Consider the following 20,982-nt stretch of genomic DNA (forward strand, 5'->3'; position numbering starts at 1 on the left):
CAGCCCGCAGCGCACCACTGCCGCACCAGCCGCCGCGGGCGTAGCGTGCCGCTCGGCCGCGTTCCGCGGCTGAACCATTCGGAGAACACCGATGTCCACCAGGGCTTTCGCACTGTTGATTGCCACGGCCGCAGTACTGGTCGTTCCCTCCGCCTACGCCGACACGACCGAAGACGACGTCACCTGGATCAACCAGTGCATTGCCGACAACAAGAAGGAAGGCGCCACGGAAGATGTGGTGCGCAAGTACTGCGTCTGCATGAACAATGCGATGAGCGACAGCGAGACAAAGTCGATCACCGAGTGGGAAAAGACGCATCCCGACGAGGTGAAGACATGCGATAAGGAAGCCGGCTGGAAGTAGCCGCACCTTAAATTCAGCGCGGCTCGCCACGAAGGCATTTTTCCCGAAGCGAGCCGCGCCCAAGAGCAACATTCACGTCACCAGCGCCTACCTATGCGAAGCGCGAGTTGGGATTTATTCCCGACAGACGTTGCCATCGGCCCACGGCATTGGCATGAGCAAGTTCCAATCAGCAAATAGATCCCATTCAATTTGCGCATGAATTGGCGCCACCCTGATAAGCCAGGGCCGTGAGCGCCCGGCCCCAGCCCCTCGACACCGATAAAAAATGCTGACTCAGCGGCTTTTGCCTCACCGGGAAAAGCGAAGCCTGCGCATGTGAAACTTTGTTACGTCCGTAGGAAGACTACCGCTGGTTCGATTGCACCCGGTTGCCTACGGTCCCTGTGCCACGACGACGCGGCCCGGTGCCTGATCTCAACGTACGCATTTGCTGAGCGAGCACCCCCGCGAGGTTCCTTAATGGCAAAGGAGATCGCCACCTCGCTTCTTCAGTCGAACAAACTCGAAGCGATCCTGCCGACACTCGATTGAACCGGAACTTCTGTCGTTACTCGACCCGGGGCCAACGTGCCGCTCCCGGGAAGGAACGTGGCATGTCTGCAAAGAGGAGAGGAAACCACATGATACGCAGCTCGGTTCTCCTACTCGCCGGCCTATTGATGGCCAGCGCAGTGGGAATGCCAAGTCCCGGAATAGCCGAAACGGCATCCGAGGAAATCGACGCCCGCGCCAAGAATCCCGACTGGTGGCCCGCCCCCGGTCGCGACAACAAGCTGACGCGCCACTCGGACCTGAAGGATATCAACACCGACACCATCAAGAAGCTCGAGTACGTCTGGTCGCAGTCGACCGGCGCACTGCGCGGCCACGAAGGTCAGCCTGTTGTCGTCGAGCACGACGGCAAGCCGATGATGTTCTTCTCCTCTGGCTGCCCCAACATGGCCCAGTGCAACATCGTCCAGGCACTTGACCTCACCGATCCCGATCACCCCGTCCAGGTGTGGAACTACGTTAAGAAGACCGATCGTGATGAATCGGCTGTTCCGCGCGCCTGCTGCGACACCGTCCATCGCGGCGTCAACTACGCTAAGGGCAAGGTCGTCTATCACACCCTCGACGGCTTCGTGATCGCGCTCGACGCTTCGACCGGCAAAGAGGTCTGGGTCGTCAAGCACGCCTATCCCGAGCACGGCGAGACCATCACCGGTCCGACGCTGATCGCCGAGAACCTCGTGATCGCCGGCTTCGGTGGTGACGAGTTCGCTGCCCGCGGCCGCCTCACGGCCTACGACATCGACACCGGTAAGGTCGTGTGGAACTGCCACTCGACGGGTGCCGACAAAGACGTCTGCATGACGCCCGACACCAACAAGGCCAACCCGCACTTCGGCACCGCTGGCAAGGATCTCGGCATCTCCACGTATCCTGAGACCAACGGCGGCGAGTGGAAGATCGGCGGCGGCTCTTACTGGGCGTGGGGCAGCTACGATCCGGAACTGAAGCTTGTCTACTGGTCGACCGGCAACCCCGGCCACTGGAGCCCGAGCTATCGTTGCGGCGACAAGACCCACGAAGAGTGCAACACCGGCAAGTGGGACAACAAGTGGTCGATGACCATTTTCGCCCGCAAAGTCGACACCGGCGAGGTCGCCTGGGCCTACCAGATGACTCCGTTCGACCAGTGGGACTATGACGGCGTCAACGAGAACATTCTTACCGACATGGACGTCGACGGTAAGAAGGTGAAGACGCTCACCCACTTCGACCGTAACGGCTTTGCCTACGTCCTCAACCGCGAGAACGGCACGCTGCTGCGCGCCAACAAGTTCGTCACGGTGAACTGGGCCGAGAAGGTCGACCTCAAGACCGGCCGTCCGATCAAGGTGCGCGAGCATTCTCCGTTCGAGGTTGGCCGCAACACCCAGGCTTGCCCGTCTGCGATGGGCGGCAAGGACCAGCAGCCGTGCTCGGTCGATCCTAAGGAGCCTAACAAGTTCTACTGCCCCACCAACAACTGGTGCATGGAGGACGAACCTCAGGAGCGCACGCACACGCAGCAGGGCACGGTCTACGTGTTCGCCAACGTGTACATGTACCCCGAGAAGCCCGGCATCGCTGGCAAGCTGAAGAAGTTCGACGTGCTTGCAGGCAAGGCTGATTGGGAAATCCCCGATCCGTATCCGAACTGGGGCGGCACCATGGTCACCGACGGCGGCCTCGTGTTCTACGGTTCGAACAACGGTGACTTCCGCGCTGTCGACCGCAACTCTGGCAAGGTTCTTTGGCAGAAGCGTCTCGGCTCGGGCATCATCGGCAACCCGATCACCTACAAGGTGAAGGGCAAGCAGTACGTGTCGATCTTCGCCGGCCTCGGCGGCTGGATCGGCATCCCGGTCACTGCTGGCCTCGACATGGACGACAAGTACGGCGCCATCGGTGCCACGGCCATGGCGAAGGCAACCGGCCTCGACAAGATCCCGCAGGCCGGCATGCTCTACACCTTCCGTCTCGGTGAATAAGCCCGCCTGAGATCCACGAAAGCTGGCGTCCGGTGCTGCGCGCACCGGGCGCCTTTTCCGCCTCTGCAATCAGCGAAGTCGTACCCAATGCATCAGCGCGTATTTCTGTTCGCCGCGGCTATTCTGGGCGTCATCGGCAGCACCAATGTCGAATCCGCCGAGCGCAAGGACTACACTCTCTCAGCACCCTACGAGGAGCTGACCCCAGCCGAGATCGCCGCCGCCAAGCGCGCCGCCAAGCAGCGAAAGATCACGCAGCTCTCGGTCTGCGCCGACCCCGGCAACATGCCCCTGTCAGACAATCAGCAGCAGGGCTTTCAGAACAAGATCATCGAGGCGGTCGCCGCCGAGATGGGCGCGCGCGTCAGCTATTTCTGGCGCCCCTATCTTGAACGCGGACTTACTCGCGAGACATTCGCCAACAACGAGTGCGACGTGCTGCTCGACATGCCGTCGGATTCAGCTTCGGTGCTCACCAGCATCCCGATCTATCGCTCGACCTACGTGCTCGCCTATCCCACCGACAAGCACTACGACTTCAAGAGCCTCGACGATCCGCGCCTGAAGAAGTTGCGCATCGGTACTTACCAGCACTCGGCCATCCGCATCGTGCTCGCCCAGCACGGCATCAAGAACCTCGACTCCCTCGCGCTTGTCACTTCCGACGCCGACCTGCGGCCGGAGAACCAGCCTTGGCGCCAGGTGCAGGACGTAATGGACGGCAAGCTCGACGTCGTCGGCGTCTGGGGCCCGTTCGCGGGCTGGCTGAAGACGATGAAGCACGAGCCCATCACGCTGCAACCGGTCAACCTCATGGAAGACCGCATCCCGCTTGAGTTCTCGCTCTCCATCGGCGTGCAGAACACCGACGTGGTCCTGAAGTTCATGCTCGACAATGCGCTGATGGCGCGCCGCGACGAGGTTGCGAAAATCCTAGCGGACTATGGCGTCCCGCTCGTTCAGTGCAGCGACTGCGTGGTCTCCGGCGATATCCCTTCGCACGGTTCCTACGATAAGGAGGTCGCCCGCAAATATTCGGAGCGCTACCTCGAATCCGCCAAGCGGCAGGAGCGCGAGGCCACTCCCTCGCCCGACCAGGTCGTCACCGACGACAAGCTCGAGAATTGGCTGGCGGACGGCGCCGACATCCGCACCGAACTCGCCAATGCCATCCTCAGCTTCGACAAGGACCGCGTGCAGCTCTTGCTCTCAAAGGGAGCCAAGGCCAACGCCCTCGACGATCAGGGCTTGGCACCGCTGCACGTCGCAATCCAAAACCGAAGCTCCGACCTGGCCTCGCTTCTTATCGAGCACGGTGCCGATCCCAATCAGCCTGACAACGACGGCATCACTCCGCTCACCTACGCCATCAACCGCAACCACGTGCCTTCCATCAAGCTGCTCGTCGCCCACGGCGCCGACGTAAACGCCAGGAACAAGCAAGGCTATACGCCGCTCGAATTTGCCATCGGAGATGACAAGCTGTTTGCGGCCCAGGCGCTCATTGATGCCGGCGGCGATGTCAGCAGCGCCAATGGCAGCCAGAAGGTTACGCCATTGATGCTCATCGCTTCCAAGATTGCGCCGCAGGCCCGCACCACGCATCTCGCTGGCGGCCCCACGCCGATCGACATCGCCAAAGAGCTCATCGAGCACGGCGCTGACGTCAATGCCAAATCAGCCTCGGGCATCACGCCTCTCATGGTTGCGGCCGGCAACAACAACGCCCCGATGATCGGCTTTCTTCTCTCGAAGGGGGCCGACCCCGCGCTCAAAAACAACATTGGCAAGACGGCCCTTGATATCGCACGCGACGCGCGCAACGAGGTCGCAACAAGCGCACTGCAGTTGCTTTCCGTTCCCGCGCCAAACTGAACGGCATCGTCTACGATCATGATGCCATGACGACCGCGGCAGTTCTCAAGAGAGGCGCCTCGCGTCCACGAACAACGGACAGATAGAATGCGCAGACCACTAAGCCTGCTTCTCGCCTCCCTTTTGGCTTCCGCGTCTGCCGACGCCGCCCAGTTGTTCGTGAGCAACGAAAAGGACAACACCGTCACCGTTCTCGACAGCGAGACCATGAAGCCGGTGAAAGTCATCAAGGTCGGTCAGCGCCCTCGCGGCATCCGCATCACGCCGGACTTCAAATCCGTCCTCGTCTGCGCCGGAGATGACGACGCCATCGACGTCATCGACACCGAAAAGCTGGAAGTCACACGATCCATCCCCACACTTGCCGACCCCGAGTACCTCGAAGTCGAACCGAACGGAAAGCGAATGTTCATCGCCAACGAGGACGACGCCATGGTCTCCGTCCTCGACATCGCGAGCGGCAAAGTCGAAGCCGAAATCGCCGTCGGCATCGAACCCGAAGGCGTGGCATTCAGTCCCGATGGCAAGCACGCAGTCGCGACGTCAGAATCGACCAGCATGGCGCACGTCATCGACACCACCACATTCAAGCTCATTGCGAACGTGCTGGTGGATACGCGCCCGCGCGCAGCGCTGTATGAGCCTGGCGGCAAGCGCTTCTGGGTCACGTCCGAGGTCGGCGGAACTCTCGCCGTCATCGACGCCGAAACCTACAAAATTACCAGGAAGGTTGGATTTGAGATCGAAGGCGTGCGCTCCGAGCTCATTCAGCCGCTCGGCATTCGCTTCTCCAAGGATGGTAAGCGCGGGTTCGTCGCCCTCGGTCGCGCCAACCGTATCGCCGTCATCGACGTCGAAAGCCTCAAGGTGACGAACTACATCCTCGTCGGACAGCGTCCCTGGCACATGGAGTTGTCTCCCGACGGCGATAAGCTCTACGTCGCCAACGGCCTCACCAACGACATCACAATTATCGACGTGCCCAGCCTGCGGGCCGAGCGCTCCGTCCCCGTCGGGCGCCTGCCATGGGGCATCGCCATTAAACCCTGATTGCGTAGCTTTTAAACAGCAGGCTCTACACCGCCATCCTGCCGCCGGCCGCCGTGCCGCGTTCCAGCGCCACCGGAATCCGCGCTTCCAGCGCGACGCCGCCGCTGCTGGCCGTGCCAATCTTGATGTCGCCCCCCGTCGCCCGCACCCGTTCTGACATACCGGCGATGCCGTAACCGGGCTTCATGCCATCCGGCAAACCACGGCCATCGTCGCAGATCGTAACTCGCACCACAGGCTGCCCGGCAGGTTGCCCCGGCGTTTGCATCGCGGCTGGCGCCCCCGGCGCGTTCGCTATTTCTACGCCCACGTCGATCACCGTCGCCTGCCCGTGCTTCAGCGCATTCGTCAGGCCCTCCTGCACCACGCGATAAATCGTAAGATTACTCGTCTCATCGCAGTGGGAGACCGCATCATCGACGTCGAGGTTGATCGTCATCTCCAGATGATCCTCCTGCAACAGCGCCACGAGCGACTTCAGCTTCGCTTTCAATCCGAACTCGTCGAGCCCGATCGGGCGCAACTTGTGCAGAACGCGCCTGTTCTTGCTCTGGATCATCTCCATTCGCTCAACGATCGTATCGCACGATGCAAGCAGCTTCGCCCGGTCGTTCCCCCCTCGCTGCAGCTCGCCCTTAAGCGCCGTCACCGCCGCACGCACGGCGAACATGTACGGCCCGAGCTCATCATGCAGCTCTCTTGCGAGTTCCTTGCGCTCCTCGTCCTGAATGAAAACGATCCGCTGAGCGAGACGCCGGTTCTCTGAAATCGTCCCGTCCAGCGTCGCCGCCAGGCGATTGAGCTTGCGGCAGATGTCGGCGATCTCCGGCGGGCCTTCCTCCGGAACGGCGACGTCATAGCGTCCGGAATCGAGCTGAAGCAGTGCCTCGCCAACCGTCTTGATCGGTTTCAACAGGTGCCCCACGAGCAAGCTCATCGCCAGCACCGTTGCGATCGCGAGCAACCCGCCCACAACCACGGTCGTCTCGATCGACTCCCAAATCTCCGCAGCCTCGTGATCAGCCCGCGGCGCAATGATCAGCGTGCCGAAATCCTGCCCGTTCACCCGCACCGGCATTTCGACCGCAGGCGAAGGCTCCGCCAGCGCATTGAGCCACGCCGGCGCCTCGCCCTCGACCGGCTTGGCGGCAGCCTTCGCCGCGTCCAAATCACCTTCGCGATAGATGTTGACGTGCCGAAGATTCCCGAGATGCTCCAGTAACACCTTGAGGCGCTCGCCCGGATCCGGCGTGCCCTGCAGACTGGCGATCGCCGTCTCGACGAACTCGACGCCCAGCCGCTTGATGCTGTCATTCTCGGCCCTGATGCGCGGCCCCGCACTCACCACCATGACGATCACGGACGACATGAGCGCCAGCAGCAGCAGCGCTATGAACAGCGCATTGAGCCGGAAGCGGATAGACATGGAAGAATAAGCCTCACAATTACGCTATCGCGGGCTGGAACCCATTCCCAGGCGGGCGCCAGCTCTGGTATGTTATATTGTTATGCTTTGGAAGCCGAGACGAGACTGACGTGAAGGTTCTTATTGTCGATGATCATCCCATCGTCCTGTCGGGCTGCCGTGCGCTGCTCGCTGAGGCCGATGACATGGAAATGATCGAAGCGCGCGACGCCGCCACCGCCCAGGAGGTGCACGCGGCGCAGATGCCTGACGTATTGGTCATCGACATCAACTTGCCCGACGTGTCTGGGTTCGAGCTGGCACGCCGCATCGTCGTGCGCGATCCGTCCGCGCGCATCCTCATGTTCTCCATGAACGATGACTCCATGTTCGCCGCGCAGGCGATCGAGTGCGGCGCTCGCGGCTACTTCTGCAAGAGCGACGATCCGCAGGAATTCATCGGCGCGATCCGCGCTGTCTATCGCGGCGGCCACTCGCTGGCCCCGGAGATGGCGCAGAAAATCGCCTTTCTGCGCGTCGGCGCAGGCGAAGCTGGCGCCTCGCTGACCCAGCGCGAGCGCGAGGTGTTGCGCCTCCTCGCCAAGGGCAAGAGCATGTCCGAGATCGCCGCACTGATAAACGTCTCCTATAAAACGGTGGCGATGACGTGCGCCTCTCTGCGCACCAAGTTCAGCGCGCGCACCCCGATGCAGCTCATTCGCATCGCCGTCGAACAGAAGATCGTCTGAACGTCTCTGCCTTGTCGCAAACGAGCCGGCCCGCTCTGGCGGACCGCGTCGGCGGGCAACCTCACGGACTGCCTAGAGGCCGGTTTTGCTAGCGTTTGCAGGCAGATGCTGGATTGCGATGCGCATCAGCTCCGGCAATGTCCTCACGCCAAGCTTCGCCTTCAGTTGCGCGCTCGTATTGACGACCGTCTTGTAGCTGACGTGCAGCTCTTCGGCGATCGAGATATAGGGCTTTCCCTCGGCGATCAGTGACAGCGTCTGCAGTTCGCGCAGCGTCATCCGGCTGAGCGGATTGCGATCGCCGCGCGCCTCCATGAATGCGATCTGCGATGCCAGATCGTGGTTGAGATACGGCAAGCCGTCGCGCACGCGCTTGAACGCCTTCACGAACTCTTCCGACGACGTATCTTTCAGAAGATATCCGTTGGCGCCGACTTCCAGCGCCCGGCTGACGATCATGCGATCGGAATGCATGCTGAGAACCAGCACTGGCGTGCGCTCATCGTGAACGCGCAGGCGACGAATGAACGAAAGGCCACCAAGAGCACCCGACTGCATCGACAGATCGACGATGATCACATCGGGATGCTTCTGACGATAGATACGAAAGCCTTCGGACAGGCTGGCCGCGACCAGGATTTCTTCAACGCCCATGTCCTCCAGCAGCCGCCGGCAGCCCTGAATGACAATCGGGTGGTCGTCGATAACCAGCACTTTCATTGCATGTGGCCTTCAATCAATTCTTCTCGTGGACGATGCGCACCCTTCCCCGCCGGCAATGGCACGACGACAGAAACAGTCGTGCCGCCACCACGAGCACTCTCGATATTGGCTGAGCCGCCGAGCCCACCCACCCGCTCACGCATCGCAGTCATACCGATACCCAGCGACGCACCTGGATCAAACCCGCCGCCGTTGTCGTGCACCGTCAGCTGCAGGACTCGTGACTGACCCGAGCCGTTGGACGCTACTGGCTCCTCGCGGAGATCGATGCTCATGCGTGTTGCACCACCGTGCCGAAGAGCATTGGTCACTGCTTCTTGCACGCAGCGGAACAGTGTCAGGTCTACGGCTTCCCCATAACCCGGCGCAAGGGAACCAATGGCAACGCTGAACGACACTTCGGGATGCCGACGACCAAAACCTGCAACAAGGCTGCCGATCAGCTCGTTCAAGGGTATCCGGCCCAGTTCCACTGGCCGCAGCCGGCGCAGCAGATCGCGATTGATGGTCTTCAATCGCTCCGTGACCGTAAGGATTTCATCCACACGCTGCCGTATGGGGTCGCCTTGTGCTGCCGGCGCCTGCTCTGCAATCCGCCCGATAGAGGAAACATTGGCGGTAATGCCGAATAGACAAGGACCAGCCTCGTCATGCAGCTCGTTGGCAACCTGTCGACGCTCATCTTCCTGCAGATCGATCACATTCTGATAGAGCTGCGTGTTCTCCGCACGCGCCTTCTCCAGCGCTTCTGCAAGCGTGTTGAACCGCGAAGCGATCACCGCCAGCTCATGCACGCGCGGCTCTGCCAGTCGGGTTCCGTAATGCCCGTCCTCGAGCTCCTGCATGCCGCTCGCGAGCCCCGACAGCGGATTGAGCAGCCGACCCAGCACCACGTACAGCAGCGCCAGCATCATGGCGGTAATACCCAGCCAGATCACCGCGCGCCGCGAGGCCTCTTCCCACACCTCGCCCAATTCATCGCGCGGCTCGCCGACGATGACGACGCTTCCCACGCGGTTCTCGCCCAGCAGCACACGCACTTCGCGCGTTCCGACTGTCGGGCCGACCAGGTCTGCGAACCATTGCGGTGCCCGCTCCGGATGCATGAACACGGGCCGCTCGTCATCTGAGCTGGCCCCTGTGGTCGGAGCGACCTGCACCAGATCGCCGGTTTTGTTGCTGACGAGAATGCGCGCGTGGCGAACGTACTTGAGCTGCTCCGGCAGAGCTTCCAACAGCTCACCGCCGCGACCATCGGCAGCCATCCGCTTTACCATGTCGTTGACGAGCTGCTGCGCGAGCTCCATCGACGCCTTGACCTCAACCTCCACGCGACTGCGCGCGTCGATCACGGCCAGCGCAATAGAAAGCAACACGGCGCCGACACTGATGATCGATATCGAGATCATCAATTGCCACCTAACGGGAAGGTCGTTCCACCAGCGGCGATGCATCCAGTTGAAATCCGTAGCCAAACTGCGCACCCCGCGGGCGGCCCTACCTTGCTTTACGCTGTGTGGAGGCACTCTGGCAGCCGAAATGGTGGCAATGCGGCCGGGCTCATTTTCCCGGCAACACCATCCAAAACCTCCCGAGTGCGTCGCAAGCCCGTGCCATCCAGCACGCCGCCGGAACGCTCGCCGTCCTGGGAGCAACCCGGTATTTCAGCGCGCTGGCATCTTGAACCGCGGGCCGGTTTAGTCTATTCGGCTGGCTTCTGACGCTGCCCTGGCAGCTAAGCGCCGGGATCAAGGGCCTCGCCCCACCCAGCGCCGGCCCCAGGCAATTGATATAGCAGCCAAAAGCCGCAATAGCTCAGTCGGTAGAGCACGTCATTCGTAATGACGGGGTCGGGGGTTCGAATCCCTCTTGCGGCACCATCCTGAACAGCCATAACGCCTTGACACATAACGCACTTTCGTCGCGCTGCGTAGCGAGGCGAGTGTAGCGGTCCCCCAGGGCCCACCGAGCGGCGGTGGTCACGCGCCAACGCTGCCGTTCTGCAAGGGCGCTGCCGGTGGGACGCGCACCAGGTAGACATCCATGATCCACCCCTTCGCCCGTCGGCGCGCCTCGCGCACGGCGAGGATGTGTTCCAGCACGCCGGCCACCTCACCTTCAGCTAGAACCTCGTCATCCGTGCCGAGATAGGCACCCCAGTAGATGTGCGCTTCTCTGCCGGCGAGCGAGCGCAACCCCTCGCCGTTGTCGAGAAACACGACGACGCTCGTGTGCGCCTCCGGAAACGCCGACGCCAACCGTCTGCCGGTGGTGATCAGCACCGGATCGCCAATCGTATTGAGCGCGATGCGATGGCGCGCCGCCAACAGCTGTATGCTGCTGATGCCGGGAATGACGTCGTAGTGGATCCCGCAACCTGCTGCGGCGACCGCGTCCAGAATGCGCAACGTGCTGTCGTAGAGAGCCGGATCGCCCCACACGAGAAATGCCCCGGTCTCTCCCTCCCTCAAGGTCTCGTCGATCGCCTCAGCGACCGCCCTTGCCCGCTCCGCGTGCCAAGCGTCGACGCCCGACTTGTAGGACAGCGATGCATCCCTCGACGGGCTGGGCAGGATCGCGAACCTGTATGGCCGCTCGGTGCAGTAGCGTGCGCAGATTGCCTTGCGCAGATTGGCCAGCTCAGCCTTTTCTTCGCCCTTGTCGAAGATGAAGAACACGTCCGTTGCGCGCAGCGCCTCGATGGCCTGCACTGTGAGTAGGTCAATGCCGCCCGCGCCGACACCGATGGCCCGAATACGCTTCATGTCCGGCTGCGCACGCGCGATGCTGCAACTTCGCCAGTCATCGGCATGGATATCCGCGGCTGGCGCGCGATCTCCATCAGCGCGTCAATGTCGATGTGCCGGGCCAGATGCTCACCCAGGCGATCCAACGTTTCTTCGATCCGATCCTCGTACCGCACGAAGCCGGCCTCGACGCCAAGCCCCTGTAGGAAGTGCTTCCGGTACACGTCGTCGGCGAAGAGGCCATGCACGTAGCAGCCTTCGACGCGCGCATCGGCGCTGCGCGCCCCGTCAGCGCGACCATCGCTGAAGACCACCATAGGTCGCGCGCAGTCCGCTCCGCGCGTTCGGCCGACGTGCATCTCGTAGCCTTTGAACGAAGGACCATCCACCGCAACACCCGACACGTCGACCAGCATCTTGTCTCCGCCGAGCGTTGTCTCGACCTCGAGAAGGCCCAAGCCTTCGCACGCCCCCGCAGGCCCTTCCATGCCATCAGGATCAGCGACGCAGCGCCCCAGCATCTGGTAGCCGCCGCAAATGCCAAGCACGCGTCCCCCGCGCCGCACATGCGCTTTGAGGTCCACATCCCAACCGCAGGCGCGCAGTGCCGCAACATCGGCAATGGTCGACTTGGACCCAGGCAGGATGACGAGATCGGCATCTCCCGGAATCGGCTCACCGGGACGCAGAAATGCAATGTCGACGTGCGGCTCCATGCGCAACGGGTCGAAGTCGTCGAAGTTCGAAACACGAGGATACGCCAGCACCACGATCTTGCGCGCGGCCTGAGATTTCGTCTCTCGCTCTGCAAGGCCAAGCACGTCCTCGGCCGGCAACAGGCGCGCATCCTCGAAATAAGGAACGAGGCCCAGCGCGCGCCATCCCGTTGCCGTAGCGACCGCCGTCATGCCGTTCGCAAACAGCGCCGGATCGCCGCGGAACTTATTGACGAGGAAGCCTTCGATCATGTGCGCGTCGTCTGTCGGCAGAACTGACTTCGTGCCGACGAGACTGGCAATTACCCCGCCGCGCTCGATGTCGCCGATCACGACAACCGGCACGTCGGCTGCACGCGCAAACCCCATGTTGGCGATATCGCCGCTGCGCAGGTTGATTTCCGAGGCCGAGCCGGCGCCTTCGACGAGAACGATGTCCGCTTCGCCGCACAGCCGCTCGAAGCTATCGAGAACCGCCGGCATGAGATCTGGCTTCATGCCTTGGTACTGCGCCGCTCTGGCGTTGCCGACAACGCGCCCCTGCACGATCACTTGTGCGCCCACATCGCTTTGCGGCTTCAGCAGCACCGGATTCATATGCACGCTCGGCGCCACGCCCGCCGCGCGCGCCTGCAGCGCCTGTGCGCGGCCTATTTCGCCGCCATCCGCCGTCACCGCAGCGTTGTTCGACATGTTCTGCGGCTTGAAAGGCCGCACGATGAGACCGCGATTTCGCAACAGCCGCGCCAAGCCGGCGACAAGCATCGACTTGCCGACGTCCGATCCGGTCCCTTGGAACATGATCGCTTTGGCGACCATCAGAACTCGATACCTTCCTGCGCCTTCACGCCCGCCGCAAAATGATGCTTCACCGGCGTCATATCCGTGACGAGGTCCGCTGCCTCGATAAGCTGAGGTTTGGCATTGCGTCCCGTCACCACGACATGAAGATCGGCCCGTCTGCGCGCCAGCGCCTCCAGAACACACTGTAAATCGAGATGATCGTAGCGCAGCGAGATGTTGAGCTCGTCCAATATCAGCAGGCGGATGGAAGGATCGTCCATCAGGGCTTGTGCCTTCGCCCAAGCGCGTTCTGCCGCCGCAACGTCACGCGCGCGATCCTGCGTCTCCCATGTGAAGCCTTCGCCCAGCGCGTACCATTCGACCTGGCCGGGAAACCGATCGATGGCGTAGCGTTCGCCGGTATCCCACGCGCCCTTGCCGAACTGAACGACGCCAGCCTTGAAGCCCCGTCCCAGCGCACGTAGCAACAGACCGAACGCGGCCGTGGATTTTCCCTTGCCCTTTCCGGTGTGAACGATGAGAAGCCCTTTCTCGATCGTCTTGCCCGCAACCTCGGCGTCTTGCGCGGCCTTCCGGTTTGCCATCTTCGCCTTATGGCGGTCGGTATCCACGGCGGTATCGGGCATCTCAGCCTCCGTTCTTCAACTGCCGCTCGTTGCATCAGAGCGGATTGCGTTCGTGGGTGCGCGACGCAATTGTCATTGACGCCGTTACAAGCGGCGTCTTATCAAACCTTACGACGGTTCCCCGCAAGGGGATTCAAAGGGAATGCGGTGAGGTCTGAGTGAGACCAATACCGCAGCTGCCCCCGCAACTGTAATCGGCGAGCCTGCGACAAGCACACCACTGGGAAACCGGGAAGGTCGTTGCAGGCGTTGAACCGAGAGCCAGGAGACCTGCCGTCGCAACGCAACCCGAATGGCCCCGGTGGGTGGGTCGAGGAGGCAGTTATGACGACAGCCATCACGCATGGCAAATCTCAGCGCATTGATGTTCGCATCGCAGCACTCGCGGCATTCGCGTTTGGCATCGGCCTGGTGCTGACCACGGGCTTTGCGCACTCTTCGATGGTCCACAACGCAGCCCACGACACGCGTCACGCGCTCAGCTTTCCCTGTCACTGAGCCACATTGATGCTCACGCGGGTTTTCGCGGTCGGCCTTCTGGCCGGGCTGCTGGCAGGGCTTATCGTGGCTCTGCTGCAAGCCTACACCACAACGCCACAAATCCTTGAAGCCGAGCGCTTCGAGAACGCTCCGGCTGCCGCGCACGCAGCCGCGGCAAGCGCGTTCGCGCCCGCGCGGCTGATCCTCGTGCACGACGCGCACGAGCACGCCGAAACCGCCAGCGAATGGCAGCCGTCCGAGGGCCCGGAGCGCACGCTTTTCACCGCCATCGCCACCATCGGCACCGCCGTCGGCTTTGCCCTGATACTCATCGCCGGCATGCTCTGGAGCGGCGACCGGATCAACGAGACGAACGCCATGGCATGGGGCGCAGCAGGTTTTGCTACCGCCGGTCTTGCACCCGCCATGGGCCTTGCCCCGGAAATCCCCGGCATGATGGCCGCGGACCTCTTCGCCAGGCAGCAGTGGTGGCTGACGACATGCGCGGCAACGGCAGCTGCACTGTGGCTGTTCTTGCGCGCCGAGCAGCCCTGGTTGCGTCTGATCGCAGTTATCCTGCTGATCGCACCGCACGCAATTGGCGCACCGCACCTGGGTGCTGAAGCCAGCGGCGATCTCGTTCCTGCCGAACTCGCGGCGCGCTTTGCCGCCACGTCGCTCGCTGTTCAGGCGACGCTTTGGATCGCGACAGGCTACTTCGTTGGATTGCTTTGGACGCGCATCGGCGCAGGGGAGGACAGCGCCGATGGGCTCTGAAGTCGATATTTTCGTATGCATCTCCTGTCGCCAGCGGAGCGAGGAAGACGGCAGTCCGGCACGACCGGGAGCCGAGCTCGCCACTCAGCTCAAAGCGCGCCTCGCCGACAGCAATGCAGACGGCATCACAGTGCGCGAGGTCGAATGCCTCGCCGTGTGCAAGCGCCCCAGCACCATCGCGCTCGCCGCAGGTGGCAAGTGGACCTACGTCATCGGCGACCTCGAAACCGAAGCGCATCTTGCCGACATCGTTACGACCGCACTTGCCTATCAGCGCGCCGCAGACGGCATCGTGCCCTGGGCCGAGCGCCCTGCTGCGTTCCGCAAAGGCGTGATCTCCCGCATCCCTCCGCTTGGCTTTGAGCAACCTGCGCCGGAGAGCACATGACCGACATTGCCAAGATCCCTTGCAGCATCATCACCGGGTTTCTCGGGGCGGGAAAAACGACGCTGGTCCGTCACGTGCTGCAGAACGCCGGCAACCGCCGACTTGCCGTTATCGTCAACGAGTTCGGCGACGTCGGCATCGATGGCGAGATTCTCAAAAGCTGCGGAATAGCCAGCTGCGGGGAAGGCAGCATCGTCGAGCTCTCCAACGGATGCATCTGCTGCACTGTCGCGGACGACTTTGTGCCGGCTCTGGAGGGCCTGCTCGCCCTACCCGAGCCACCGAAGCATATCCTTATCGAGACATCCGGCCTCGCCCTGCCAAAGCCGCTTGTTCAGGCCTTCAACTGGCCGGCGATCGCGTCGCGAGTCACCGTCGACGGCGTTATCACCGTGGTGGACGGTGCGGCAGTCGCTGCCGGCCGCTTCGCCGACGATCCCGAGCAGCTGAAACAGCAGCGCGCCGACGATGCCTCTGTCGATCACGACAATCCGCTCGAGGAAGTCTACCAGGATCAGCTTCTGTGCGCCGATCTCATCATTCTCAACAAGGCCGATCTGCTCGATGACACCGCGCGCGAGCGTGTTGCGGCGGAAATCAAAGCCGCCATACCCAGGGCGGTAAAGGTCGTCGCCGCCGAAGGGGCGAAGCTGGACCCCGTAATCTTGCTCGGCCTCAACGCCGCCGCCGAAACCGACCTCGCCGCGCGCCCCTCGCACCACGACACCGAGGACGAGCACGACCACGAGGACTTCGAAACCTTCATCGTCGACGTGCCTCAGGTGACCGAACCGGCAAAGATCATCGACCGCATCATCTCAGCCACCGCCGCGCACGACATCCTGCGCGTCAAAGGCTTCGCCGAGGTCGAAGGCAAGCCCATGCGGCTTCTCATTCAGGGCGTCGGGCAACGGTTGCAGCACCAGTTCGATCGCCCATGGAAAGCCGACGAAGCCCGCCTGGGCCGCATCGTCGTCATCGGTCGAAGGGGCCTCGACCGAGAGGCGATTGCACGCACGATGGCGGGAGGCTGATCGCCGTCGTGCACCTCCTCGCCACCCAGTCAGCATCGCTCGATGAGGCAGACGTCGCCGTCGATCTCGGACAGACGGCCGCCGATATGGTCGTATTGTCTTTCAGCGACAGCGACCTCTCTGCGCTGGCATCCGCATGGAGGAAGGAACGCGACACGCTTCCAACCTTGCGACTTGCCAGCCTGAAGAAGCTGCGTCACCCGATGTCGGTTGACCTCTACATCGACGCTGTGATCACCAAGGCCAAAGTCGTCATTGTTAGAATTCTCGGCGGTCTCGACTATTGGCGCTACGGGCTGGAGCGGCTGTCCGAGACATGCCGGAAATCGGGCGCGAACTTTATCGCACTCCCAGGCGATGACCGCCCCGACGCGCGCCTCGCCGCGCTCTCGACAGTCGAGCCCGAGCGTCTCGCACAGTTCGATGCCTACTTCCGCCACGGCGCCCCGGACAACATGGCGCTCGCCCTCAACGCCGCCGCCAAGCTGGCCCGCGGGCAACCGATCCAGTCACAGGCGCCCCCGATCCCGCACGGTGCGACGATCATCATCTCGGCTCGCGGCGAAGTCGTCAGCAGCACGCAACTGCAGGACTATCTCGCGACAGAGCAGCCGAGCGCTTTTGTAATTTTCTATCGCGCCAGCCTTCTTGCGGGTGACTTCGCGCCTGTCATGTCGATGTTGCGGCAGCTGGAGGCTCAAGGCCTGCACGCCACCGGCATCGCGCTCACCAGCCTGAAGGATCCAGCTGCCGAGCGCGTGTTGTCCGCGCTGATCGCCGCCCGGCGCCCCTCGGTCATCGTCAACGCGACGGCATTTTCGGCGCGACGACACGACGACACGACTGTCCTCGATGCCGCGGACTGCCCTGTGTTGCAGGTCGCGCTTTCCGGCACCGACCGCGAGGCATGGGACGCATCTACGCGCGGCCTTCCCTCCAGCGACCTCGCAATGAATGTCATCCTCCCGGAGATCGATGGGCGGTTGTTTACGCGCGCCATATCGTTCAAGGCCGAAGCCGCGATCGACGACGAACTGCAGTATGCCGGCGTCGTCCACGCTCCGGCCGAGGATCGCATCCTGTTCGTCGCGAAACTCGCTGCAGCGTGGGCGCGCCTTGGCCTCACGCCACGCAGCGAACGCCGCCTTGCAGTGATGCTCTCCGACTATCGCGCGCGCGGCGGCCGCACCGGCTATGCCTGCGGGCTCGACACAGCGCAAAGCGCCCTTGAAATAGTGCTGTCGCTTCGCGAGGCCGGCTTCACCGCCAGCGAATCGGATGTCGCTCCCGACGAGCTAATCGCCCAACTCACCACGCAACCGAACGACCACATCACGCTAGACCTCGACGCCTACGCCGAGCACCTTGATGCGTTGCCTGCGCCCGTACGCGATGAGATAGTCGCCGCCTGGGGCCGCCCGGAGGACGATCCCGCCTTCCGCAACGGCGCATTCTCCTTTCCGTGCCTCCGCACCGGAAATGTGATGCTGTTGTTGCAGCCGGACCGGGGTTCAAGCGGCCATCGCAAGCAAGGCTATCACGACACCTCGTGCCCGCCCCGGCACGGTTACGTCGCACTCTATGCAGCCCTCAACCGTGTCGCGCGGATCGACGCACTCGTTCATCTCGGAACCCACGGCACGCTGGAATGGCTGCCAGGGAAAGCCGTCGCCTTATCGGAAAGCTGCTTCCCCGAAGCAGTGCTCGGACCAGTGCCCGTCGTCTACCCGTTCATTGTCAACAACCCCGGCGAGGCAGTGCAAGCCAAGCGGCGCATTTCCGCCGTAACCATCGGACACGTGACACCGCCTCTCAGCGCAGCGGGCCTGCATGGTGGCCTCGCCGAGCTGGAAGGCCTGCTCGAGGAGTACAGCGAAGCAGAAACCATCGACCGCCGACGCGCGCAGCTGCTCGAAGCCGAGATCATGGAGCGCGCCTGGCGCTCGGGACTGGCGCAGGACTGCGGTGTCGAGGCGAGCGACCCGCCGCGCCTTGCCATTGCCAAGCTCGACGCCCAGCTTTGCGACATCAAGGACCTCGCTGTTCGCGACAGTCTCCACGTCTTTGGCCGCGCCGCGACGGCGGATGTAATCGACACGCTGACAGACGCGACGGCGCGCAGCCTCGACACACCGCCCGATTCCCCCGCGGTCGTTAACATTCGCGCGGCCCTAGCTGCATGCGCCGCACGCGAGCGCCAAGCCCTGATCGCGGCCCTCGACGGGCGACGCGTCGCGCCGGGTCCTGCCGGCGCCCCGACGCGCGGCCGGCTTGACGTACTTCCAACCGGACGCAACCTGACCACGATCGACCCTCGCGCCATTCCGACCCGCACCGCGGCGATCATCGGCGGACGCGCTGCCGCCGAAGTCGTGCGCAGGCATTTACAGGACAGCGGCGAATACCCACGAGCTGTAATGCTCGATCTCTGGGCGTCAGCATCGCTCCGCACTGGGGGCGACGACCTCGCGCAGGCACTCAGCTATCTCGGCGCGCGCCCCACGTGGGATCATGCGTCCAACCGCGTTACCGGGATCGAGGTTCTCCCCCTGGCCAAGCTCGACCGGCCGCGTATCGACGTCACGCTGCGCATCTCCGGGCTCTTCCGCGACATCTTCCAGATGCAGATCGCTCTGTTCGACATGGCCGTGGCCCGCGTCGCCGCGCTCGAAGAGGACGACGCAGACAATCCCTTGGCCAAAGCGCGCAGAAGCGGGGGCAGTCTCGCCCGCATCTTCGGGGGAGGTGCCAACGTCTACGGCGCGGGCGCAGCCGATGCCGCACTCGATACCGGCTGGGCGACGCGCGACGACCTCGCCCACGCCTATTTGCAAACTGCGACTCGAGCCTTCGGCGCTTCGGATTCGGATCGCGAAGCGGCAGCTGAGTTCGCCGCGCGCATCTCCGCCGTCGACGCTCTGGTTCACCCCCAGGACGACCGCGAGCGCGACATCCTGGATGGCGATGGCGTTGCTGATTTCGTCGGCGGCTTTGCTGCTGCCGCGCAAATGGCGGGACGCAATCCCCGACTCTATCATATCGACACCAGCCATCCCGAATCCCCCATCGCGCGGACCATTCCGGAAGAGATTGCCCGCATTGTGCGAGGACGTCTCACAAACCCGCGCTGGATCGCGGGAATGCTGAAGCACGGGCACCGAGGCGTCGCAGAGGTCGCCCAGGCCGTCGACGCGCTTTATGCCTTTGCCGCCACGGGAGCCGGGGCCCCATCTCATCTGTTCGATGCCGTGCACGACGCCATCATCGCCGATGCCGACACCTTGCACCGCCTCGCCTCTGCTAATCCCGCTGCCGCACTGGCGATCTGCGCACGCTTGGAGGACGCCATCCGCCGTGGACTGTGGACTCCGCGGCGAAACGCGGTGCACGCCGAATTGGCTGCGCTGCGCACCACACCAAGCGACCAGCGGGCACGCGCATGACCCGCCTAGGATCGACGAGCGAAGACTATCGCGTCCGCGGCTGGTGCCCGACGGTACGCCGCCCCATGGCAACGGGCGATGGGCTGATCGTGCGCCTCAACACGCAGCGCCGCTTGCTAGCGCCAGACGATCTCGTCGCGCTCGCAGCCATCTCCGATGATCACGGCAATGGACTGATCGACCTCACGCGTCGCGCCAACCTGCAGATCCGCGGCGCGGCTGAAAACGCATTGCCCGCGGTTTGGCATGAACTCGAGGCAGCTGGCCTGCTACCCGAAGATGAAGCTTCCACCCACAACATTCTATTGGCTCCGCTCGCAGGCGCGGGTGATGGAGAAGTCACCCCCATCCGACCGCTTGCGGTTGCACTCGCCTCTGCGCTCAGCATGCGGCTCGGGGCCCATGGCCTGCCCGACAAATTCTCCTTCGCTGTCGATGGTGGCGGGCTCCTGTCGCTTGGCGACATCGCCGCCGACATCCGCTTGCGCGCTTATCGCGATGAGCACGAACAAGTCGTAGTGGCCATCGGCACCGATACGCCGCTCGGCACCCATTGGCTCGGCGCCACCACGCCGGATGACGCTGCTGCCACCGCCGCGGCAATTGCGGCGGGCTTCATGGAGCACAGGAGCGCCAGCCAGCGGCACATGCGCGACCTCAGCGTCGACACGCTCGACCAGATAGCGTCGCGCTGCACCGCCTGGCACATCAAAGCGCTACCAACGTTGTCCGATCGCGCTTGCGTGCACCCCCTGGGGATAGTGCGCAATCAGGCGGGCCGCGTTGTCGCCGCGGGCGTAGCCGCTGCCTTTGGACGGATGACGTCGCGCCATCTTCGCCACCTGGCACAGGCTGCCGCCGACACTGGTATCGCAGCGCTGTCGGTCTCGCCATGGCGCTCTCTCTATGCGCTGACGCACGACGAAAAGCAGGCGGCCGCATTTTCGGCATCCGCCGCCGCGCTCGGCTTGCTGATCGACGAGAACGATTCCCTGCTTTCGATCGATGCCTGTCCCGGCGCGCCTTCCTGCGCGTCCTCCTCGGTCGACACACACCAGGCCGCCCGCACCCTCGCGCCGCAACTGGCGCGACTTGGAATCCACTCCTGCCACGTTTCTGGCTGCAACAAAGGCTGCGCGCGCTCCAAAGTAGCCGACGTCACCCTCGTGGGCACCGGCGACACATTCGCTCTCGTTAAGCACGGAACCGCACGCGACAAGCCGGTGCGCACGCTCACGCTACGCGACCTCGCATCAATGCAGCACCTCTGAAGGAAGCA

At 63.3% G+C, this 20,982-nt stretch carries 17 protein-coding genes, 1 tRNA gene and 1 riboswitch; of the genes, 12 read left to right on the plus strand and 6 right to left on the minus strand.

The window, feature by feature from the left end:
• Window positions 1–91 precede the first annotated feature (91 nt).
• The 4 genes from NDB2M4_RS02385 to NDB2M4_RS02400 all read left to right on the plus strand — a co-directional run bounded on the left by NDB2M4_RS02385 (window position 92) and on the right by NDB2M4_RS02400 (window position 5,811).
• Entirely contained in the window at window positions 92–364 is a 273-nt protein-coding gene (locus NDB2M4_RS02385; protein WP_072369572.1) for a hypothetical protein, read from the plus strand.
• Between the two features lie 623 nt (window positions 365–987).
• Window positions 988–2,886 carry a PQQ-dependent dehydrogenase, methanol/ethanol family gene (locus tag NDB2M4_RS02390; RefSeq protein ID WP_072369574.1) on the plus strand — a complete coding sequence of 633 codons (1,899 nt, stop codon included), beginning with the start codon at window positions 988–990 and terminating at the stop codon, window positions 2,884–2,886.
• Window positions 2,887–2,973: 87 nt separating this feature from the next.
• Window positions 2,974–4,761: a quinoprotein dehydrogenase-associated putative ABC transporter substrate-binding protein gene (locus NDB2M4_RS02395; protein WP_072369577.1), complete on the plus strand. Its 1,788-nt coding sequence runs from the start codon at window positions 2,974–2,976 to the stop codon at window positions 4,759–4,761.
• Between the two features lie 87 nt (window positions 4,762–4,848).
• The gene (locus NDB2M4_RS02400; protein ID WP_072369579.1) at window positions 4,849–5,811 is read left to right on the plus strand and encodes a PQQ-dependent catabolism-associated beta-propeller protein; all 963 of its coding nucleotides are present in this window, start codon (window positions 4,849–4,851) and stop codon (window positions 5,809–5,811) included.
• A 25-nt stretch (window positions 5,812–5,836) separates the two neighbouring features.
• Here NDB2M4_RS02400 and NDB2M4_RS02405 read toward each other — a convergent pair whose 3' ends face one another.
• The gene (locus tag NDB2M4_RS02405; protein WP_072369581.1) at window positions 5,837–7,237 is read right to left on the minus strand and encodes a histidine kinase; all 1,401 of its coding nucleotides are present in this window, start codon (window positions 7,235–7,237) and stop codon (window positions 5,837–5,839) included.
• 110 nt (window positions 7,238–7,347) lie between these two features.
• On the opposite strand from NDB2M4_RS02405, the gene NDB2M4_RS02410 reads away from it, so the two are divergent.
• Entirely contained in the window at window positions 7,348–7,965 is a 618-nt protein-coding gene (locus NDB2M4_RS02410) for a response regulator transcription factor (RefSeq protein WP_072369583.1), read from the plus strand.
• Window positions 7,966–8,037: 72 nt separating this feature from the next.
• Here NDB2M4_RS02410 and NDB2M4_RS02415 read toward each other — a convergent pair whose 3' ends face one another.
• Together NDB2M4_RS02415 and NDB2M4_RS02420 are read right to left on the minus strand one after the other, a co-directional pair.
• Window positions 8,038–8,685: a response regulator transcription factor gene (locus tag NDB2M4_RS02415; protein ID WP_072369586.1), complete on the minus strand. Its 648-nt coding sequence runs from the start codon at window positions 8,683–8,685 to the stop codon at window positions 8,038–8,040.
• Window positions 8,682–10,040: an ATP-binding protein gene (locus NDB2M4_RS02420; protein WP_171988005.1), complete on the minus strand. Its 1,359-nt coding sequence runs from the start codon at window positions 10,038–10,040 to the stop codon at window positions 8,682–8,684. The genes NDB2M4_RS02415 and NDB2M4_RS02420 overlap by 4 nt, the downstream gene beginning before the upstream one ends.
• Window positions 10,041–10,492: 452 nt before the next feature.
• Here NDB2M4_RS02420 and NDB2M4_RS02425 point away from each other — a divergent pair.
• Window positions 10,493–10,568: transfer RNA gene (locus NDB2M4_RS02425), tRNA-Thr, on the plus strand.
• Window positions 10,569–10,667: 99 nt separating this feature from the next.
• Here the strand turns inward: NDB2M4_RS02425 and cobF are convergent.
• The 3 genes from cobF to cobO are packed head-to-tail and all read right to left on the minus strand — an operon-like array spanning window position 10,668 to window position 13,581.
• Window positions 10,668–11,453, minus strand: a complete 786-nt coding sequence (gene cobF / locus NDB2M4_RS02430) for a precorrin-6A synthase (deacetylating) (protein WP_072369591.1) — start codon at window positions 11,451–11,453, stop codon at window positions 10,668–10,670.
• Entirely contained in the window at window positions 11,450–12,970 is a 1,521-nt protein-coding gene (locus tag NDB2M4_RS02435) for a cobyric acid synthase (protein WP_072369593.1), read from the minus strand. The genes cobF and NDB2M4_RS02435 overlap by 4 nt, the downstream gene beginning before the upstream one ends.
• Window positions 12,970–13,581: a cob(I)yrinic acid a,c-diamide adenosyltransferase gene (cobO, locus tag NDB2M4_RS02440; RefSeq protein WP_072369595.1), complete on the minus strand. Its 612-nt coding sequence runs from the start codon at window positions 13,579–13,581 to the stop codon at window positions 12,970–12,972. The genes NDB2M4_RS02435 and cobO overlap by 1 nt, the downstream gene beginning before the upstream one ends.
• A gap of 97 nt (window positions 13,582–13,678) precedes the next feature.
• A riboswitch (cobalamin riboswitch) is annotated at window positions 13,679–13,874 on the plus strand.
• 31 nt (window positions 13,875–13,905) lie between these two features.
• Between cobO and NDB2M4_RS02445 the strand changes: the two genes are divergently transcribed.
• The 6 genes from NDB2M4_RS02445 to cobG are packed head-to-tail and all read left to right on the plus strand — an operon-like array spanning window position 13,906 to window position 20,974.
• A complete protein-coding gene (locus NDB2M4_RS02445) occupies window positions 13,906–14,079 on the plus strand; it encodes a CbtB domain-containing protein (protein WP_072369598.1) in 174 nt (57 codons plus the stop codon).
• A 9-nt stretch (window positions 14,080–14,088) separates the two neighbouring features.
• Complete coding sequence (locus NDB2M4_RS02450) at window positions 14,089–14,838, plus strand: CbtA family protein (RefSeq protein ID WP_072369601.1); 750 nt, start codon at window positions 14,089–14,091, stop codon at window positions 14,836–14,838.
• Window positions 14,828–15,226 (plus strand): DUF1636 family protein, encoded by a 399-nt coding sequence (locus NDB2M4_RS02455; protein ID WP_072369604.1) that lies wholly within the window; start codon window positions 14,828–14,830, stop codon window positions 15,224–15,226. Before NDB2M4_RS02450 ends, NDB2M4_RS02455 begins: the two co-directional genes overlap by 11 nt.
• The gene (gene cobW, locus NDB2M4_RS02460) at window positions 15,223–16,260 is read left to right on the plus strand and encodes a cobalamin biosynthesis protein CobW (RefSeq protein WP_072369607.1); all 1,038 of its coding nucleotides are present in this window, start codon (window positions 15,223–15,225) and stop codon (window positions 16,258–16,260) included. The genes NDB2M4_RS02455 and cobW overlap by 4 nt, the downstream gene beginning before the upstream one ends.
• An 8-nt stretch (window positions 16,261–16,268) precedes the next feature.
• Window positions 16,269–19,703, plus strand: a complete 3,435-nt coding sequence (gene cobN, locus NDB2M4_RS02465) for a cobaltochelatase subunit CobN (RefSeq protein ID WP_072369610.1) — start codon at window positions 16,269–16,271, stop codon at window positions 19,701–19,703.
• Complete coding sequence (gene cobG, locus NDB2M4_RS02470; protein WP_083555677.1) at window positions 19,700–20,974, plus strand: precorrin-3B synthase; 1,275 nt, start codon at window positions 19,700–19,702, stop codon at window positions 20,972–20,974. The genes cobN and cobG overlap by 4 nt, the downstream gene beginning before the upstream one ends.
• Window positions 20,975–20,982: the final 8 nt, after the last annotated feature.

The organism is Hyphomicrobium sp. NDB2Meth4, assembly GCF_900117445.1.
In the GTDB taxonomy this organism is placed as follows: domain Bacteria; phylum Pseudomonadota; class Alphaproteobacteria; order Rhizobiales; family Hyphomicrobiaceae; genus Hyphomicrobium_A.

What these genes read in the sequence shown, in the direction of transcription:
- cobW (WP_072369607.1), top strand. Translation starts at nt 15,223, where the DNA reads ATGACCGACATTGCCAAGATCCCTTGCAGCATCATCACCGGGTTTCTC.
- cobO (WP_072369595.1), bottom strand. Translation starts at nt 13,581, where the DNA reads ATGCCCGATACCGCCGTGGATACCGACCGCCATAAGGCGAAGATGGCA.
- NDB2M4_RS02390 (WP_072369574.1), top strand. Translation starts at nt 988, where the DNA reads ATGATACGCAGCTCGGTTCTCCTACTCGCCGGCCTATTGATGGCCAGC.
- NDB2M4_RS02450 (WP_072369601.1), top strand. Translation starts at nt 14,089, where the DNA reads ATGCTCACGCGGGTTTTCGCGGTCGGCCTTCTGGCCGGGCTGCTGGCA.
- cobF (WP_072369591.1), bottom strand. Translation starts at nt 11,453, where the DNA reads ATGAAGCGTATTCGGGCCATCGGTGTCGGCGCGGGCGGCATTGACCTA.
- cobG (WP_083555677.1), top strand. Translation starts at nt 19,700, where the DNA reads ATGACCCGCCTAGGATCGACGAGCGAAGACTATCGCGTCCGCGGCTGG.
- NDB2M4_RS02415 (WP_072369586.1), bottom strand. Translation starts at nt 8,685, where the DNA reads ATGAAAGTGCTGGTTATCGACGACCACCCGATTGTCATTCAGGGCTGC.
- NDB2M4_RS02400 (WP_072369579.1), top strand. Translation starts at nt 4,849, where the DNA reads ATGCGCAGACCACTAAGCCTGCTTCTCGCCTCCCTTTTGGCTTCCGCG.
- NDB2M4_RS02395 (WP_072369577.1), top strand. Translation starts at nt 2,974, where the DNA reads ATGCATCAGCGCGTATTTCTGTTCGCCGCGGCTATTCTGGGCGTCATC.
- NDB2M4_RS02405 (WP_072369581.1), bottom strand. Translation starts at nt 7,237, where the DNA reads ATGTCTATCCGCTTCCGGCTCAATGCGCTGTTCATAGCGCTGCTGCTG.
- NDB2M4_RS02445 (WP_072369598.1), top strand. Translation starts at nt 13,906, where the DNA reads ATGACGACAGCCATCACGCATGGCAAATCTCAGCGCATTGATGTTCGC.
- NDB2M4_RS02455 (WP_072369604.1), top strand. Translation starts at nt 14,828, where the DNA reads ATGGGCTCTGAAGTCGATATTTTCGTATGCATCTCCTGTCGCCAGCGG.
- NDB2M4_RS02385 (WP_072369572.1), top strand. Translation starts at nt 92, where the DNA reads ATGTCCACCAGGGCTTTCGCACTGTTGATTGCCACGGCCGCAGTACTG.
- NDB2M4_RS02435 (WP_072369593.1), bottom strand. Translation starts at nt 12,970, where the DNA reads ATGGTCGCCAAAGCGATCATGTTCCAAGGGACCGGATCGGACGTCGGC.